We start from the raw sequence: 17,278 nt of genomic DNA, 5'->3' as shown, positions 1-17,278 counted from the left end.
GTAATATTTATTTGGGTCATCTTTTCCTACCTCCATGTGTTGTTTTCTTGGTCGAAAATATTTTAACATGGGTCTGGAAGATGACCTATTTTTTTATACCTTTTTACACAATTATAAGGACGTTATCGATTAGACATCATAATTCTCCTTCTAAGCGAACGCGAGAACGGCTTTCGTTCGATTGGCCATCATAACTCTACCTCTAACCAAACGCGAGAACAGCTTACGTTCGGTTAGCCATCATAATTCTACCTCTAATCAAATGTGAGAATGTCTTACATTCGATTAGCCTTGATAATTCTCCCCCTAACCGAACGTGACAACAGCTTATGTTTGTTTAGCCATTACAATTCACCCCCCTAATCGAACGCGAGAATATCTTACATGACGTCTCTCCTATAACTTTACCGTTTGAGGTAATGAAAAAGCCTCCCACATCTCCTTCAGATATCGTATATACATAAAAAGGACGAATTCGCTAAGAATTCGTCCAGTAAATAATTTCATCTTTCATTTTTCTAACTCTGATTCAGCTCATCAGAGTACTTCATTTCAACCCTTTGGACAATGATAGTCTACCTTTATTTCCTCTATCAAGCTGCTTTTCCTAATCATTTCCAAACAGGTTGGTAAGCACCTTCGAACTCTTCCAAAACAAATTCTGCTACTTCATCAGAGTAGTAGTAACTTTTTAGTTTTTCGATTACCGGGTCATTCAAATTCTCCTCGCGAACAACCAATTGGTTCACATATGGAGAATCCGAAGACTCCGTAAAAAGTGAATCCTTCAATGGATCCAAGCCATTTTCAAGTGCATAATTACCGTTGATGACAGCCAAATCCACTTCTTCAAGCATCTTTGGAAGCTGTGCTGCATCAAGTTCAATAAATTCTAGATTCAACTCATTCGTCACAATATCAAGCGGTGTTGCATTTTCCCTTGTTTCCTCATCGAGTTCAATCAAGCCAGCTTCTTCAAAAATTATAAGTGCTCTCGCTCCATTTGTCGGGTCGTTTGGAATACCAACCTTCGCATTTTCAGGTGTATCGTTAATGTCATTTAATGTATTAGAGTAGACACCAATCGCACTTAATGTTGTTGGGAATGCTGCGACTAGATTCGTTCCATGGTCCTCATTAAATTGTTCCATGAAAGGTTTATGTTGATAACTATTGACATCCAACTCTCCTTCAGCAAGTGCAGTATTTGGGATAATATAATCTGTGAATGATACGATTTCAATCTCCAACCCATCTTCTGCGGCAATTTCCTTCACCACTTCAAACACCTGCTCATGCGGACCAGCTGTTACACCTACAACCAACTTGTCCTCACTCAACGCATTGCTATTTTCTTCGGTAGTCCCATTTGTCTCCGCTGCTGCTTCGTTATCCGTTTCCTCATCCCCGCTTCCACATGCAACAAGTAATAGGACGAGTAGAAGTGAAGCAAGTAATAGTAATCTTTTCTTCATTTGTATTTCCCCCTGTTTTATATTCTTTCATTTTCCACAAACACTTCTGAAAGACATACCGATACAAATTATTCAGCTTATCTTTCAGAATGAAAATCCATTCTGTAGGAATTGGCACCTACCTAACATTATGTTAGGGGTTGCTGGACGTCATTGGGCCTAGTCCCTCGGTCACTCTTGATAAGTTCCATTTATTTAGTTTTTTGCAAAAAATTACTCTGCTTGCTATTATAGAGCATTTCGATTATTTGTCAAACTATTATATCTTTTTTCGCTTTTCATGATAAAAATCACAAATAGGTAAATAGAATCAGAATGTTAAATCAGATTTACATCCAACTGTTGCAGTAGCCATTTCGGGACAACTAGCCGTGCGGTTTTCTGAGGGTTCACAATTTGGCAAACTTCTAACTGGGCATTCATACTCATCAGCATCGTTACTTCACTAATCGAGCGGCCTGATTTTTCAGCAATGCGTTCAATCATTAATGTAGTCGCAAGCTTTGCTGCCTGGTCTAAAGTTTCACCTGAAGCAATTTGTGTGAATACTTCATCATTTTCTAGCATGGGCTGTACAATTTCTTCTCCTTTGATTACATCCAGCGTTACAGTAACTTCCCCTGCAATTTCGACTCCGGAACCACTGACTTCACCATCTCCCATTGCAGCATGAAGATCACCTAAAGCAAATAATGCACCTTCTGCAGCAACTGGGAAATATAAGGTTGCTCCTTCCTTAACCATCTTGTTGTCCATGTTTCCACCATGAGCACCTGGAGTACCGGAATTCACTCCTTCCCCTTCTGGAGCAACACCAATTACACCAACCATTGTATTCAATGGGGCTTCCACACCATTAAAATGAACTTTACCATCTTTGATTTCCATGATTTTCGCTTCCATTTTTTCAATGGAATCACCCATTACACCTAATTCAGGTACGACTGCCATTACACCTTGATCATTAACATCAATTTTTTCAATCTTAACTTTTAAGATATCCCCTGGCTCTGCACCTTCTATGAACACCGGACCTGTTGCCGGATTAATCCGGTTCCAGTCAATTCTCTCAATTACAGTATCTTCTGTTTGGATTTGGTCTTCAAAACAATCATAAGTCTCAATTGTTAAGGTGGTTCCTGGTGCTACTGTTTTTGTAGGTTTATTCTCCTTGTTGAATTCATATATGATGCCTGTGTCTTTATTGAGCTTTGTGATAACTGTTGCCATTTACTCTCCTCCTGTGTATACGGTTAATGCTACTTAAAGATTTATATAGTATTCTATCAAATTTTCAGATTATATGCACTTTCTTCGCATTTCCAAAACTTGTACTCTAGTTTATCCTGAATTCAACTGTCAGTGTATGAAATCCCATTTCTCGGTTATACTTTTACAAGTCAAACTGAAGCTTGATAGGAGGAATAGTCTTGGAATTTCCAACGATTCACACAAACATTTTGGATGGCGTTCTTGCAGTACCAGCAGTTTTAATATTGACGCAGTGTTTTAAATTGTTTCCGATACCAAGACAATATTTTCCTACAATCGCAAGTATCTTAGGCTTTTTAATATCTATCCTTATTAGTCATCGTGGAGATTTATGGGCTGGAGTTTTTATGGGGGCATTTTATGGATCTGCTGCAATAGGTACATATTCCTCCTTAAAAACTGCTTGGTGCGCATATAAACAAAAAAAAGCGAAAAAGAGGAAGAAGCCCAGACTCCAAACCTAGGCTTCTTTTTTGAAGAGTGTCGATATTTCATACCGAATATATTTGTTCAAGGATTGTTCTTGAAGTTGCCAACTCCATTCTTAGATTTACGGAATCTTCTTCCTTTACTGCTGCAACCAAATTATTGATACTCCTATACAACCCTTCATATTCCTCTTCATCCCCAAGCAATTGAAGCTTCCATTGCTCGTCTTTGTATATTTTTTTAAAATCCTCAACGTATTGTGTAATCATATTCCATTCCTGTTGATCTAGAGCTTGCTCCATCTCATCGATATGATTGAAAAACACCTCACCGCCAACTGGATCGGAACAGCCCGAAAGTAAGAGGATGATTATGAAACAAAATAAATATCTTTTCACTATTATCTGCACTCCCTTCTTCACGGTATGATTACACCTAATTTGCCCAATAATAAAAAGAAAAAACAATTATACAAGTAGGTGTGATATCTGTGCCGGAACTTATCTTGATTGTCATACGTTCACTCATAGCTTTTTTACTTTTATTCATCATGACGAGAATTATGGGAAAAAAACAAATTTCCCAACTTACATTCTTCGATTACTGTGTAGGCATTACGATTGGTTCCATTGCTGCAACGATGTCTGTCGACCAGAATGTAAAAGCATTGAACGGATTAGTTTCCCTCTTCATCTGGGGGATATTTCCTATTGTTCTGGCTTATGCAGGAATGAAATCACTCAAATTCTCTAATATAACCGACGGCCAACCAGCCGTCATAATCGACAAAGGAAAGATACTGGAAAAAAACCTGAAAAAGAATCTAATGAACTTGAGTGAATTAATGCTTTTATTGAGGGAAAAAGGGGTCTTTCATGTTTCGGATGTAGAACAAGCTGTATTTGAAACGAACGGGGAACTAAGTATTATGTTAAAGTCGGAACAACAACCCGTCACCCCGAAAACACTTGGAATCTCTGTTGCAAAAGAACATGGACCAACAATCTTAATTATGGATGGGAAGATTATGAAAAAGAGCCTAGAACATCTCGGTTATTCCAAGCTCTGGCTGTTGCAGCAAATCCAACAACAGGGAGCAAAGAATGAAAAAGATGTATTCCTGGCACAAATGGATTCCAAGGGCAGAATATATGTTGATTTGTATCAAAACGTCAACGAAACGAATAAATTGGAACGGCCTGTACTTAGTGAAATACTTACTAACATCCACGCCGAATTAGAAGGATTCGCGCGACAAACAGATGATCCAAATGCAAAACAAATTTACACAAAGCAAGCTAATAATCTCAAAGAAAAAATGGATAAGATATTACCTTATATATAGAAGTGAGAAGAATCCAAAATTAAGATTGTAGTTCAAATATGATATCTCCCCTTCCCTACCTCTACACATACAGAATAAACAGCAATTTTTTTCATAAGTTTATTCTATAGGAGGGATTCTATATGGGGGATAATCGGGACATACGAAAAAATAAAAAGGAACAGCAGCTGGAAGCTTATAAAGTCAATGACAAAGGAAAAGCATTGACGACCAATCAAGGGTTAAAAATGTCTGAGGATGAATTTTCATTAAAAGCTGGCGAACGCGGGCCGACGCTATTGGAAGATTTTCATTTCCGGGAAAAGGTGACCCATTTTGACCATGAAATTAAGCCCTTGTATAGGCACTCATATCTTCATAGAGTTCAAATTCACCATGTGCGGCAAAGCCTCGTGCATGAACGACCCGCTCCGGGATCCGCTAAAACTTGGTCGCAAACCCTCTAGCATCACGAACCGTATCTGCTGAACCTTTCGATCCGTTTACGGTTGAAAAACGGACAAAAACAGGAGTCTTTGTTGAAGTATCCTGTAAGTACGGAGGAAGGAAATTATGACTTAGTTGCCAATAATATTCCGGTATTTTTCATACAGGATGCGATTAAGTTTCCTGATGTCGTCCATGCATTCAAACCGGAACCAGATAATGACATCCCTCAAGCTTCAACGGCGCATGATACTTTCTGGGATTTTGTTATCAGCAACCAGGAATCTGCTCATATGATTATGTGGATTATGTCCGATCGCGCCATCCCACGCAGTTTTCGAATGATGGAAGGATTCGGTGTTCATACGTTCCGTTTTGTGAATGAGCAAGGAAAAGCCCATTTTGTAAAATTTCATTGGAAGCCTAAGCTCGGAGTACATTCCCTTCTTTGGGAAGAATCGCATGAGCTGGCAGGGATTGATCCAGATTTTCATCGTAATGATTTATGGAATGCTATTGAGGAGGGCCATTATCCTGAATATGAACTTGGAGTCCAAATCATCAATGAAGAAGATGAATTTAAAATGGAGTTTGATATTTTAGATGCAAAAAAAACTGGCCAGAGGAAATCGTTCCGGTAAAAATCATTGGTAAATTGACATTAAACCGGAATGTCGATAACTTCTTTACGGAAACGGAGCAAGTTGCTTTTCATCCAGGCCATGTCGTTCCAGGTATTGATTTCACTAACGACCCACTGCTTCAAGGTCGCTTATTTTCTTATATTGATACACAGCTCCTCCGTTTAGGTGGACCGAATTTCCATGAAATTCCGATTAATAGACCAATTGTACAATTCCACAATAACCAAAGGGAAGGTTTTGGAAGACGAACGATTAATTTGGGTAAAGTAAGTTATCACCGGAACACTCTTGCAGGAAATACACCCGCACCTGTACCGCCTGAAGAAGGTGGTTATGAGCATTATCAAGAGAAAGTGGACGGCAGAAAAATCCGAGCCAGAAGTGAAAGCTTCACCGATCACTTTTCTCAAGCGACCCTGTTTTGGAACAGTATGAGCCCTGCTGAAAAAAGGCATATCATTGATGCATTTAGCTTTGAGCTCGGAAAAGTGAAAAGTGAATACATCCGCCAAGAAGCGGTTAATATGTTTGCCAATGTGAACCTGGACCTTGCAAGGACAGTCGCTAAACGGATAGGGGTAAATCCACCTGCCTCGGGTGGCTCCTCTGTGACATCGGCTTCCCCTGCTCTAAGTCAGCAAAACACGATATTTAAACCGGACACACGTAGGGTAGCAGTTATCCTTACGAAGGGCTTTCATGGTCCTGATGTGCAATTTGTGTTGAATAGGTTGGAGGATGCCAACCTTTTCGTTGAAATCATCAGTGAACATCAAGGTCATGTGACAGGGACAAATGGAATTACTTTAAAAGCAGATCATACATTCCAAACAGCTAAATCCGTTCAATATGATGCCGTATTTATTGTTAACGGCAGTGAAACGAACCGGAATTTTAATAAAAAAGCAGTATACTTTATCGATGAGGCATTCTCACATTTTAAACCAATTGGTGCCACTCACGGAGGTATAGCGTTTTTAACCGTTAATCAATTCGATGGAAAACCTGGTGTTATCATAGGTAATGATGTTCGACATTTTCCTGATGAGTTTATTAAGGCTATCGGCCATCATCGTTTCTGGAACAGAAAGATTGTTTAGTAGAATTTTGTCCTGCACAAGCCTGTTCCATCATGGAAACAGGCTTCATTCTAGTTATCAACTTTTTTCCATGATGGCAAAGTAATTGTTTTCATTGTCTGCAAAATTAAATACTCTACCCGAAGGTATGTTCATAATTTCTCCAACGGTAATATTTTTATTTACCAATTCCTTGTGTAATTCGTCAAGATCATCTGAATAAAACATCAAAGAAGGTGTACTAAGGTTTAATTCAGGAGACATTTTAGCAACTAATTCTTTATTATGCAGCACGATGCTTGTTTCTGCATCATTTGTCGGGGCAATCTCAATCCACTTCATCCCCTGGCCTTCTTCCTCTGCAATCACTATGAATCCCATCTTTTCTGTCCAAAATTTCATAGCCTCATCTTGGTTATTTACGTATAACATGATTTGTCCGACTTTATTAATCAAATTTCACACTCCTATTCTAAATTACCATGATGTTTGTATTTTTCCCTGTACCTTCATAAGTAATACATCCCAGGAAAGTACTCCAACATATAAGTTCCAGCGGTGTGGAATGGGCATCATGACTTGAATTACTGAATGTATTATATAATCAAGATAATTATGGGGTTATTAGAATATACTCTATGAAAATGCAAAGAACAATAATGAATGATTTATAATCTAGAAAATTCGGAGGCTATCTCCGATCAAAATAATGAATTGGAGGAGTTTCTATGATTAATCAAGCTGCGCAATCATTGATGGAAATCGAAAGGAAAAATGCGAAGCGGGCAAGCATTGTAGTTGGCGTCGTAAATAAGGAAGATCACTTCATAACCGGAACGGTAGATAACGAGATAGACGGTGTCGATACCAAGGATCGAGTATTCGAAATTGGTTCTACAACCAAAACTTTTACCAGCTTGCTTTTATCAAAATTAGTATTAAATAACACCATTGCACTGGATGAGCCTATCTCGTCTTTCAAGCCGGAATATAAGAATGCTTTATCGTACAACGGGAAAGAAGTGACATTCCGGCACCTTGCCACACACCGTTCCAGCCTGCCTAGAGAAGATATGAAAACACTCCGCAAACGTATGAAAGAACATAAGAATGAAAAGGACAATCCTTATAAATACTTTACCCCTCAGGACTTCAATAAATTTTTCATCGATTATGATTTAAAAAAGGATATTGATACAAAGTGGAATTATTCTAATGCTGGATATGGACTATTAGCAAATGTGCTAAGTGAATTAGTTGGAACAACCTATGAAGAAGCGATAAAGGAGAATATCCTGGTTCCTCTAAAGATCAACGACACGTTTATCACCGGTGACGAGGCGCAGCTTTCACGATACATACAGCCCTATAATAAAAAAGTTGAACCAATCCGACCAATTATGCTCCCGGCTATCAATGGGGCAGGCGCATTAAAGAGTACGATGAATGATATGCTTCATTACCTTAAGGCTCAAATGGGACTCATCCAACATCCGATACAAAAGGAAATGGACTTTACGCATCAGATACACTCCACTACCCAGTGGAAGGATTTTAATATGGGGCTCGGCTGGTTCATTGAAAATAAAAAATGGAGCGACTTCCCTATTATCCATCACGGTGGAACAACGATGGGCTTCCATACGTATTGTGGATTTATCAAGGAGAAACAAATTGGTGTTGTCATCTCTTCTACCATCCAATTAAAGAACATCCGTATCATAAAAATGTTGTTGAAACTTACCGGTATCGTTAATGAGAATATAGCAAAAGAAATATTTATGCATAACTTGAAGGGAACATCTTCATCGATTTGAATCTGGAATCCATCACCCTTTCAGCTTGAACCTTGTTACAGAAGTATAGAGTTGTTGAATCATCAAAAAAAGATGGTTTGCCTAAAAAATCCAGGCTGACCATCTTTTTAATTTCGAAGCTTATTTTCTTAAAGATTTAAATGCAGAACTCCATCTGATTACTTCATCCAGCATTTGGTTTGCATTATTTTCATGGTAATCAGCAGGTTTGAAGACGGAGAAGTTTTCAAAGTCTGCCATCAAAGAGAATGTAAGTGCAGTACGAACGTCCGCCACTTGCAATTCGCCTAAGATAAGACGAAGGTTCTCATGTGCACGAGTTCCACCAAGACTGCCATAACCAACGAATCCAGCTGCTTTATTGTTTACTTCTGGGTTCAAGTAGTCCAATGCATTCTTCAGTGCCCCACCTATTGCATGGTTGTATTCAGGTGCTACGAATACGTAACCATCGAATGATGCAATTTTTTCAGACCATGCCTTAATTGCTGCATCTGCTTTTCCTTTATCTGCTTCTGCAACTTCTGAGCCTAACATCGGCAATTTATAATCAGCTAAGTCAACAAGCTCATACTCTACATTTTTATCATTACGCTTTGTCGCAAAGTCGTACGCCCAACCGGCAACTTGTTCACCGTTACGTCCGTCTCTTACACTGCCTTGAATAATTCCGATTCTTAATACTTCAGGCTTTTCTTCGATCTTTTCTTTTTTTCTTCCAAACAATCTATCTAGTAATCCCATGATGTACTCTCCTTCTCTGTTGCGTTATTAAGCCTTAATCAATAATAAGTTAATTAATGTATTTTTAATTAAGTATATTAAACAATATACAACTTCTAATATTGGATGTCAAGGTTTATGTGAAATTAGATTATAGATCTAACTGGAAAATTGACTGCAGTTATAACCATCCTCTAACTTTTATGATTAAAACTTTGAAAAACAGTTATGTTTACTCTATTTTTCTCATAGCATCTAAGGGAGCAGTTTGTTATCTTTTACAAGGAGTTGAGAATATATATGCAAATACATGTCGTGCAGTCTGGGGAGTCGATTGCAGGGATTGCACAGTTATATGGAACAACGGTGCAGGCTATCGTTCAGACAAATCAAATCCCTGACCCGAATAGGTTGGTTGTTGGGCAAGCAATGGTCATTCCTATTTGGGGGAGTTTTTATTGGGTACAACCTGGCGATAATTTATGGTCGATCGGTCAACGATTTGGTATTAGTTATTTAAGCCTCGCTGAAGTGAATCGAATTAACCCAAATCAACCACTACCTGTCGGCTTTAGGTTGTTCATTCCTCCCAGACCCAGAACCCAAGCTGAGACGAATGCCTACATTGAACCAAGAGGGACAGAGGTAAGCCAAGCCTTAATCGAAGACGCAAGGAATGTTGTACCTTATTTAACTTATCTAGCCCCGTTCAGTTTCGAGGCAAGAAGAGATGGAAGCTTGAAACCATTACCTTTAGACGACCTGCCCAATATTGCCAGTAACGCCGGAACTACAACGATGATGGTCGTTACAAACTTGGAAAACGGGCAATTTAGTGGTGAGCTTGGGAGGGAAATTTTACAAAGTGAAGCAGTTCAAGATCTTTTGCTGAACAACATCATTTCACAAGCCAAAAGCATGAATGCAAGCGATGTCCATTTTGATTTTGAATTTCTACCTGGTGATCTAAGGGAGCCTTATATCAACTTCCTAAGAAAAGCTAGAGAACGCCTTCATGCCGAAGGATTACTCATCTCAGCTGCCTTAGCACCTAAAACAAGTGCAGAACAAGCTGGCCAGTGGTATGAGGCGCATGATTATGGCGCTATTGGTGAAATCGTGGATTTTGTTGTTTTGATGACTTATGAATGGGGTTATTCAGGTGGACCACCGATGGCTGTATCTCCGATTGGTCCAGTTGAAGAAGTTTTACAATATGCTTTAACCGAGATGCCTGCCAACAAAATAATGATGGGACAAAATTTGTATGGGTATGATTGGACACTTCCTTTTGAACCGGGTGGAGAATATGCGACTGCAGTCAGTCCACAGCGGGCTATAGAGATAGCAGGACAATTTAATGTCCCAATACAATATGATACTACAGCCCAAGCCCCACACTTTGATTATGTAGATGAGCAAGGCAGAAGTCATAAAGTCTGGTTCGAAGATGCTCGTTCCATCCAAGCCAAGTTTGATTTATTGAAGCGTTTAAATCTTCGCGGCATCAGTTATTGGAAATTAGGATTACCATTCCCGCAGAACTGGTTATTGATTGATGCGAATTTTGAAGTTGTTAAAAGATAATATAATGATGTGGTGTTGGAACTTCATTATACAAAAAACAGAAGCGCCCCTTTTATCTACAAGGGAAAACGCTTCTGTTTTGTAATTTCCATGATAAGTTGACCGACTTTCCTAAACAAACTCACTGTCACCTGTTCGCATTAATCATATTCACCAATTCATACTGACGAAGTCTCAACTCAAACAAAGTGAGCGGATCTCTGTACAACTCAGGATTTTCTTGGATTTGATTTAATGCATTGCTCTGTTCTTCCATATTGACTTGCACTTCTTCGATTAAATTGTTTAACTTTTCTTCTGGCTCCTTGAAAAATCGTTCTACATCCCATTCCAGCGATTCTTCAAATAACTCCAGCTGTTGACGCAGTACTTTAATCGTTTCCTGTGTTACTTCCTTATAGTCTGCATTTTCGATGTAGTCCTTGTATCGATTAACGAGCATATCTTTATTTTTCGCAAGTGGTCCCAATAGTTTTCCTGCACCCTTCAGGAATAGCTGGGAAGGATTATTTCGTAATAATATATTTATTTTTTCTGGACGGAGTAACATTCTGGAAATTCTTTCAATATCCCGTTGCCAATCCTCGAGTACCTTGAAGTCACCAGCCAGCACGACCTTTTCTTCGTTAAACTGTTCGTTTATACGTTCCGTAAATTCCGTACATAGCACCTGACTTTCCTGGAACTCCATTTCACAATTCTCTATCCATCCGTCAAAAGCTTGCTTAAACTCCGGTAGAGCATTCTGTTTCATATATCTCGCTATCCGATTATTCATTTCCTCATTAATTAAAGTAAGGAGTTTGGAATAGTCACTATCCTCTTTCACTAGGCTGGAACAATCTTGAAGCAACTTAGGTAATTGAACCTCTATACTCTCCATTAATTTATTCTTTGCTTCACGGAAAGAATTTTTTATTTTTTCAGCTTTTGCTTCTTCCTGATCACTAATCTGACGTTGATAATCATGCAGTTCCTTTAGCATTTCTCCATTCCAATTAATATCTTGTAGGATGACATCCTCCATCTCCAGCTTCTGATTCAACAAATAATCCAAGGCATCTTTTATAAGATCATGGATTCTGGATGGACTAGCTTCTGCCAAGTTATATTCCCTTGGTAAAGGACTCATCGATTCGTTTAACCCTTCCAGCAAGCCCTCTTTCTCTGCCCATGCTTGAATAGAATTCAATAATTCTAAGCCATCTCTTACATTGTCTTTATTGCGGTCTGAATTCTCATAATGATGTTCTGCCTTTAGAACCAGTGCGGCATTCAGGTCGGAAGGGAAACTCTCATTCCATGAAAGTATTGCTGTTGCTGGAACTAAACCATTGGAAACAGAGGACAACTCCAACCAATTCGATAGATGATCACGGATAAGATTGGATATATCACGGATGAAGAATTTGCCACTAACCAAGTGGAAATAAGCATCTTGAAACAGATTCGGGAGTTTTTCCCATGTGTAGGTTGGTTCCCAATCTACATTCAATAGAAGTTGATTGATCTCTTCCAGCCACTCAAAATAAAAAGCACTGTCCCGGTAGCTATTCCACAATCCTTCCACTAAACGCTCAAAACTTTGCTTATCTAAATGGAATAATTCCAGTAATACTTCAGTGAAGTAATGTGGCTCATAATTTGAAGTATGGCCCTCATTCGCATATCCTTGTAAAACATCAATCCAAACAGCAGATTCCGTGCGGATGACTTCATTAACTGCCAGCTCTACAGCGTTACCCCAATCCTGGATCTCTTCAAAATATCGTCGAGCTATTTCTGTTACACCCTCATAATCTGGATTCAATTCCACTGCATTCTTAATCGTTGCCACAGACTTTTCCAAGTCATTTTGTTGTATGTACAAAGAAAAGAGTGATAGCAACACTTCAGATTTTAATGTCACAGAATCTGTCTCGACTTCCTTATAAAAGTTTTCCGCGTAATCTAATAAACCTAATTCCATATGGGCGTCCGCTATATTTTTTTGAGCCCAAGGAAAAAGTTCGTCGTCTAAAGGATGCTGCCATTTAAATATCGCTGCCTCAAAGTCATTATTCAAGAAATAGACTTCTCCTTGTGCAAAGCGAATGAAAGATACGTCAGGCTGCTCCTTTTGCATTTCTTCCTGATACATCTCACCCAAAATCTTGATTGGATGCTCGTTGTTACTTACATCTATAAGTCTTCGATAATAGGATTTTTTTATAAGTTCGTTCTCAGTTGTCATCGTGATCCCTCACATCTCATTATTATTTAACGCTTCTATTACATACTTATACTATTCATATATATTCGTATCAATCACTACATTTTGGGCCGTTCATGATAAAGAGCGCAACCACCTGTTGATTGCGCTTTGTTGGCAAAGAAAATACTACCCTACTTATTATCATACCTCTTTATGCAAATACGAAACAGAGGAATTCATCACAGTAAAAAATATCTAAACAAAAAATCGTGATGTAAGAGAATCTACACCACGATTTATTATTAAACCTGATTTCCACATACGGTAACAGGAACCTTACACCTTGAATTGATGCACTAACTCATTTAATTCTTCTGCCAATCTGGCCAGATCTGCTGCACTCCCCGCTACTTCATCCATCGCACTCGTTGATTGCTGCGTAGATGCCAGCGTCTGCTCGACTCCGGATGCGGACTCTTCAGAGATCGCCGTGATTGCTTGGATGGAAGAATTCATCTTTTGACTGCTGATTGCAAACTCAGATAAATAGTCGGAGATGTACTGTATATTACCAAACATATCATTCACAGAATCTCGAATACTCGTAAATTTCTCGCCAGTTTTTTGAATTTGTATTGTACCTTCCTTCACTTCTTTATAACCATGGTTCAATTCATCGGTAACATCACGAAAAGCGAATTGTATCGAAGTGACAATCTCCGATATGTCCTTTACAGAATGACCAACCTTTTCTGCCAGCTTGCCGACTCATCCGCAACCACTGCGAATCCTCTGCCATTTTCTCCTGCCCTTGCTGCCTCTATGGATGCATTCAATGCCAGCAGATTCGTCTGGTCAGCAACTTCTTTAATGACGGTAACCAATTTGGAGATATCTTGCGTCTTTTCATCTAAGCCTTCCACTTTCTTCACAGCTTGCTGAACAAGCGTATCAATACTTTGCATTTGATTCGTCGAGGAATCCATTAGAATCGAACCTTCTTCTGTCATTTCCAACACTTGATTTGATTCCTTTTGGACTTGTAAGGTGTTGCGATTGACTTCCTCCATCTCCTCCGAGAAGTTGGATATCATGTTAGATAATCCATTCGCTTGATTAGCCTGTGTTTCTGAACCTGAAGCTAACTCCTCCATCGTTTTGGAGATATGTACTGTACCATGACGTACCTCATTCGTGGATTCCGTTAGCTCTTCACTATGCGCGGAAAGCGTATCAGACACACCCGTTATTTTCAGCATAATATCACGCATGCTCTTATTCATTTCGTTCGACGCCGATACCAACTGTCCAATTTCATCCTGTGTTGTTACGATTAAGGGTTCATGATCCAGATTACCAGATGCAATGCTCTTCATTCGTCTCATCAATTTTTCTATAGGATTGGTGATCAGTTTAGCTGTAACCCATGCAATTGCAACAACTAGGATGAAGACAATGGCAGAAATAACAGCCCCAACTATCATCATCGTATAAATATTCTTTTGAATATCATCGCTTAGCTCGATAATACTTTGCTCCGCACTATCCGCATGAAGATAAAATTCATTAATCAATTCTTTTCCAAACGGCTCCAGCTCTTCGTCCAGCATATCCCTCGCTTCTGGAACTCTTCCCATTCTATATGTAGAAAATATTTCTTCCGCAATGTCACCCCATTCCGTCAATTTACCAAGGGAAGATAGAAATTCAGGTGAATCAATAACTTCTAGAGCATGATTTTCCAGGACTGTACTCTCTTCTAATCCCGCATCATAAGACCGTTTATATTCAATATCGCCGAATAAAAAATGGCCTTGAATTAATCTCGTGCGATCCAATAGATTAATCACCAATTTTTCACTCGTGATCAGCACTTCCATCTCTTGATCCAATACCGACTCCAAATCTTTATTCAAATCATTAATGGAGTAGATGATGAACCCACAGAAGAGAGCAACGATAACCATTACAATAGAAAAGCTGAATAATATTTTTCTCTTTAACTTTTTAAATTTAAATAGGTTGAAGATCTTTTTCATTCCAACACTCCTAGCTGTATAATCACGTCTGCTTTTTAATGTATTCTATATTCAGTATCCTACAAAATACCCAGTTATTAAAGCGTTTATCCTTTAATTTTTGTTAAGTTTTATTTACATAATAAAAATATTCACCCATGACAATTAGCCTATTAAAATCCTATTAGTTATTCATCTTTTTCTTCACTCGGCTAGTCTAATATGATTTGCAAACACAAAAAAACAGTGTTCTCCCTTTAACTTACTTAAAGAGAAACACTGTCAATATGTAGATGTCGAACATCTATCACCAAAGGAACACTTAGGTTCTGAACACGCTCTATAAATTGATTTCTTTTTGTAGGGAATCTTATATTAATTCCCTTTAACTCATTCTAGTATCGTAATATTTACGTTTTTTCTTCCCCAGTTATATGCTTCCTCTTTCGTTGGAACGTGCACATCTATTTTATTTCCTTTAATGGCGCCACCAGTATCTCCTGCTACCGCATACCCATAACCTTCCACATAGACTCGTGTACCAAGCGGAATTACATTAGGATCTACAGCAATCACCTTCGCATACGGATCGTTATTCAAATCAATTCCAGTTGCAGTAATGCCAGAACAACCTGCACAGCCTGCCGTATAAGCTGTTGCCTCGACAACAAATGTTGTACCTTGAACTTCTTCGGTTGTTGTCTCTTCAACCTCTGCAACGGCTGTTTCTTCAGCCACTTCAGCGGTTTCTTCCACTTGCTCTTCCACTACTACCTCTTCATTTGTTGCATCATTATTCCTATCAGCCTTCGTTTCAACGACGACTGGTTCATCATTGGATTGCTCCTCCACTTGGGCTCGTTTCGGTTCCACCCCTACACCATTCACATTTAAACTCTGCCCCGTAATAATGAGGTCGGAAGATAAATTATTCCATTCTTTCAGTTTGCTGACTGTCACTTCATCGCCATACTCTTTACTAATCTGTGTGAGTGTATCTCCTTCTTGCACGATATAAAACTCTGCCTTCGAGTCTTCATCATGGAGTTTCAATACTTGCTTTGGATGAATCAAAGACGATTTAAGATTATTTAATTCCATTAAAATTTCAACGGTAGTATCATTCTCATGCGCTATTTTCCAAAGGCTGTCGCCCTTTTGCACTTCATATTCAGCTGCTGAAACAGAGTTCGCAGCAATACCTAACATAACCAGACCTATCAATACGGATACTAACTTTTTCATTAGTAGTCCCCCTTTTGTTATTGATTAAGTCTAATGCTAGCACATGAAAATCTTTCTGTGGTTACAGCTCGTTTAAGAGATTGTTACAAATTATCAAAATATATTAAATCTTGGACAAATATTTAATTATTAGTTCTATTCGATTTCTCATTTGCATATAAGGACCAGCCCTTACCTTTAGATGATGCAACTAAGCTGTTCCTTCACTGAATAAACCTTGTCGTATCAACGTTTATTTGACAATCACCCCAAGAAGTTTTGATGTGTCACAGATTATACAGATTATTATGTATGAATTTCAAGCTGGTTTTATAGAGAGGCAAATAATAGTTTAATCACTACTACAGATCACTTGGTAAAGAAACAATAGTAGTAAGAACCCTTCTCTTCTATCTATGTTTCTGGTGGAAAACTATGAATTGCTTTCCATGTACTACTAAAAAAAAATTGCCATGAAAGTTTAAATTCATGGCAACTTTTTCTGTATACCAACACATTGAAAGATGTGTCAAATAACCGTTCCACCATCTATACTCAAAATGGTCCCAGTAATATATTGAGCTTCATCTGAAGCGAGGAATGCGTAGCCATTAGCAATATCGTCTGGTTTTCCCATTTTATTTAATACAGATTTACTTTTCATCATTTCTTTTATTTTATCAGGCATCTTCGCTACCATTGGGGGCAAAATAAATCTTGGAGCAATTGCATTCACACGGATATTATACTTTCCTAATTCTTTTGCCCATGTCTTCGTCAACCCGTTTACTCCCCATTTCGATGCAGCGTAATTACTTTGGCCAAAATTTCCATATAAACTAACAACGGAAGATGCATTTAAAATGACACCACTTTTTTGGTCCATCATGATTTTAGCCGCAGCCTGCCCCATATTAAGTAAGCCCGAACTAAGAAATTTTATAATAGAAGCAACTAAAATTAAAAACAGAAACGCCAAATAACCGTGAATCTGAGATGTTTTAAACAGATTTACGGTTATTTTATTTTTTTGCACATGTTGCTT

General features: G+C 38.6%; 12 protein-coding genes, 5 pseudogenes and 1 riboswitch. Of the genes and pseudogenes, 6 read left to right on the top strand and 11 right to left on the bottom strand.

Features of this window, described 5'->3' with window-relative positions:
* Positions 1 to 611: 611 nt before the first annotated feature.
* Both M3210_RS17945 and M3210_RS17940 read right to left on the bottom strand, forming a co-directional pair.
* Positions 612 to 1,475, bottom strand: coding sequence for a MetQ/NlpA family ABC transporter substrate-binding protein (locus tag M3210_RS17945; protein ID WP_251517268.1), 864 nt, complete (start codon positions 1,473 to 1,475; stop codon positions 612 to 614).
* Between the two features lie 74 nt (positions 1,476 to 1,549).
* Positions 1,550 to 1,662: riboswitch (SAM riboswitch) on the bottom strand.
* 131 nt (positions 1,663 to 1,793) lie between these two features.
* Complete coding sequence (locus tag M3210_RS17940; protein WP_251517266.1) at positions 1,794 to 2,705, bottom strand: acetamidase/formamidase family protein; 912 nt, start codon at positions 2,703 to 2,705, stop codon at positions 1,794 to 1,796.
* A 200-nt stretch (positions 2,706 to 2,905) separates the two neighbouring features.
* Here M3210_RS17940 and M3210_RS17935 point away from each other — a divergent pair, with 200 nt between their 5' ends.
* Positions 2,906 to 3,211 (top strand): hypothetical protein, encoded by a 306-nt coding sequence (locus M3210_RS17935; RefSeq protein WP_251517262.1) that lies wholly within the window; start codon positions 2,906 to 2,908, stop codon positions 3,209 to 3,211.
* Between the two features lie 27 nt (positions 3,212 to 3,238).
* Here M3210_RS17935 and M3210_RS17930 read toward each other — a convergent pair whose 3' ends face one another.
* Complete coding sequence (locus M3210_RS17930; RefSeq protein ID WP_251517258.1) at positions 3,239 to 3,574, bottom strand: lipoprotein; 336 nt, start codon at positions 3,572 to 3,574, stop codon at positions 3,239 to 3,241.
* A gap of 92 nt (positions 3,575 to 3,666) precedes the next feature.
* Between M3210_RS17930 and M3210_RS17925 the strand changes: the two genes are divergently transcribed.
* A complete protein-coding gene (locus tag M3210_RS17925; protein ID WP_251517255.1) occupies positions 3,667 to 4,521 on the top strand; it encodes a DUF421 domain-containing protein in 855 nt (284 codons plus the stop codon).
* 122 nt (positions 4,522 to 4,643) lie between these two features.
* A pseudogene (locus M3210_RS20640) lies at positions 4,644 to 4,856 on the top strand (catalase); the annotation flags it as partial.
* Here M3210_RS20640 and M3210_RS20635 read toward each other — a convergent pair.
* Both M3210_RS20635 and M3210_RS17915 read right to left on the bottom strand, forming a co-directional pair.
* Positions 4,852 to 4,941, bottom strand: a pseudogene (locus tag M3210_RS20635) (catalase); the annotation flags it as partial. The pseudogenes M3210_RS20640 and M3210_RS20635 overlap by 5 nt on opposite strands.
* 3 nt (positions 4,942 to 4,944) lie before the next feature.
* Positions 4,945 to 5,034: pseudogene (locus M3210_RS17915) on the bottom strand (catalase); the annotation flags it as partial.
* Between the two features lie 23 nt (positions 5,035 to 5,057).
* Here M3210_RS17915 and M3210_RS17905 point away from each other — a divergent pair.
* Positions 5,058 to 6,691: pseudogene (locus tag M3210_RS17905) on the top strand (catalase); the annotation flags it as partial.
* 57 nt (positions 6,692 to 6,748) lie between these two features.
* Here the strand turns inward: M3210_RS17905 and M3210_RS17900 are convergent.
* A complete protein-coding gene (locus tag M3210_RS17900; protein WP_251517246.1) occupies positions 6,749 to 7,126 on the bottom strand; it encodes a VOC family protein in 378 nt (125 codons plus the stop codon).
* A 272-nt stretch (positions 7,127 to 7,398) separates the two neighbouring features.
* On the opposite strand from M3210_RS17900, the gene M3210_RS17895 reads away from it, so the two are divergent.
* Entirely contained in the window at positions 7,399 to 8,487 is a 1,089-nt protein-coding gene (locus M3210_RS17895) for a serine hydrolase domain-containing protein (protein ID WP_251517243.1), read from the top strand.
* 120 nt (positions 8,488 to 8,607) lie between these two features.
* Here M3210_RS17895 and M3210_RS17890 read toward each other — a convergent pair whose 3' ends face one another.
* Positions 8,608 to 9,231, bottom strand: a complete 624-nt coding sequence (locus tag M3210_RS17890; RefSeq protein WP_251517239.1) for an NADPH-dependent FMN reductase — start codon at positions 9,229 to 9,231, stop codon at positions 8,608 to 8,610.
* Positions 9,232 to 9,510: 279 nt separating this feature from the next.
* On the opposite strand from M3210_RS17890, the gene M3210_RS17885 reads away from it, so the two are divergent.
* Positions 9,511 to 10,797: a glycoside hydrolase family 18 protein gene (locus M3210_RS17885; protein ID WP_251517236.1), complete on the top strand. Its 1,287-nt coding sequence runs from the start codon at positions 9,511 to 9,513 to the stop codon at positions 10,795 to 10,797.
* Positions 10,798 to 10,924: 127 nt separating this feature from the next.
* On the opposite strand, the gene M3210_RS17880 is transcribed toward M3210_RS17885, so the two are convergent.
* The 4 genes and pseudogenes from M3210_RS17880 to M3210_RS17860 form a co-directional block, all read right to left on the bottom strand.
* On the bottom strand, positions 10,925 to 13,030 hold the full coding sequence (locus M3210_RS17880; RefSeq protein WP_251517233.1) for a tetratricopeptide repeat protein: 2,106 nt from the start codon (positions 13,028 to 13,030) through the stop codon (positions 10,925 to 10,927).
* A gap of 297 nt (positions 13,031 to 13,327) precedes the next feature.
* Positions 13,328 to 14,367: pseudogene (locus tag M3210_RS20520) on the bottom strand (methyl-accepting chemotaxis protein).
* Between the two features lie 1,032 nt (positions 14,368 to 15,399).
* Entirely contained in the window at positions 15,400 to 16,254 is an 855-nt protein-coding gene (locus M3210_RS17865; RefSeq protein WP_251517226.1) for a 3D domain-containing protein, read from the bottom strand.
* Between the two features lie 508 nt (positions 16,255 to 16,762).
* Positions 16,763 to 17,278: SDR family oxidoreductase (locus tag M3210_RS17860; protein WP_251517223.1), on the bottom strand; the 516-nt coding region annotated here is incomplete at its 5' end.

The organism is Oceanobacillus luteolus (genome assembly GCF_023715655.1).
Lineage (GTDB): Bacteria > Bacillota > Bacilli > Bacillales > Amphibacillaceae > Oceanobacillus > Oceanobacillus luteolus.
The sequence above is the reverse complement of the archived record's forward strand: the minus strand, read 5'-3'. Positions and strand labels throughout refer to the sequence as shown.

Bases quoted from the DNA above. Each gene is read 5' to 3' on its own strand.
- M3210_RS17945 (WP_251517268.1), bottom strand. From the start codon at position 1,475: ATGAAGAAAAGATTACTATTACTTGCTTCACTTCTACTCGTCCTATTA.
- M3210_RS17940 (WP_251517266.1), bottom strand. From the start codon at position 2,705: ATGGCAACAGTTATCACAAAGCTCAATAAAGACACAGGCATCATATAT.
- M3210_RS17895 (WP_251517243.1), top strand. From the start codon at position 7,399: ATGATTAATCAAGCTGCGCAATCATTGATGGAAATCGAAAGGAAAAAT.
- M3210_RS17890 (WP_251517239.1), bottom strand. From the start codon at position 9,231: ATGGGATTACTAGATAGATTGTTTGGAAGAAAAAAAGAAAAGATCGAA.
- M3210_RS17885 (WP_251517236.1), top strand. From the start codon at position 9,511: ATGCAAATACATGTCGTGCAGTCTGGGGAGTCGATTGCAGGGATTGCA.
- M3210_RS17880 (WP_251517233.1), bottom strand. From the start codon at position 13,030: ATGACAACTGAGAACGAACTTATAAAAAAATCCTATTATCGAAGACTT.
- M3210_RS17865 (WP_251517226.1), bottom strand. From the start codon at position 16,254: ATGAAAAAGTTAGTATCCGTATTGATAGGTCTGGTTATGTTAGGTATT.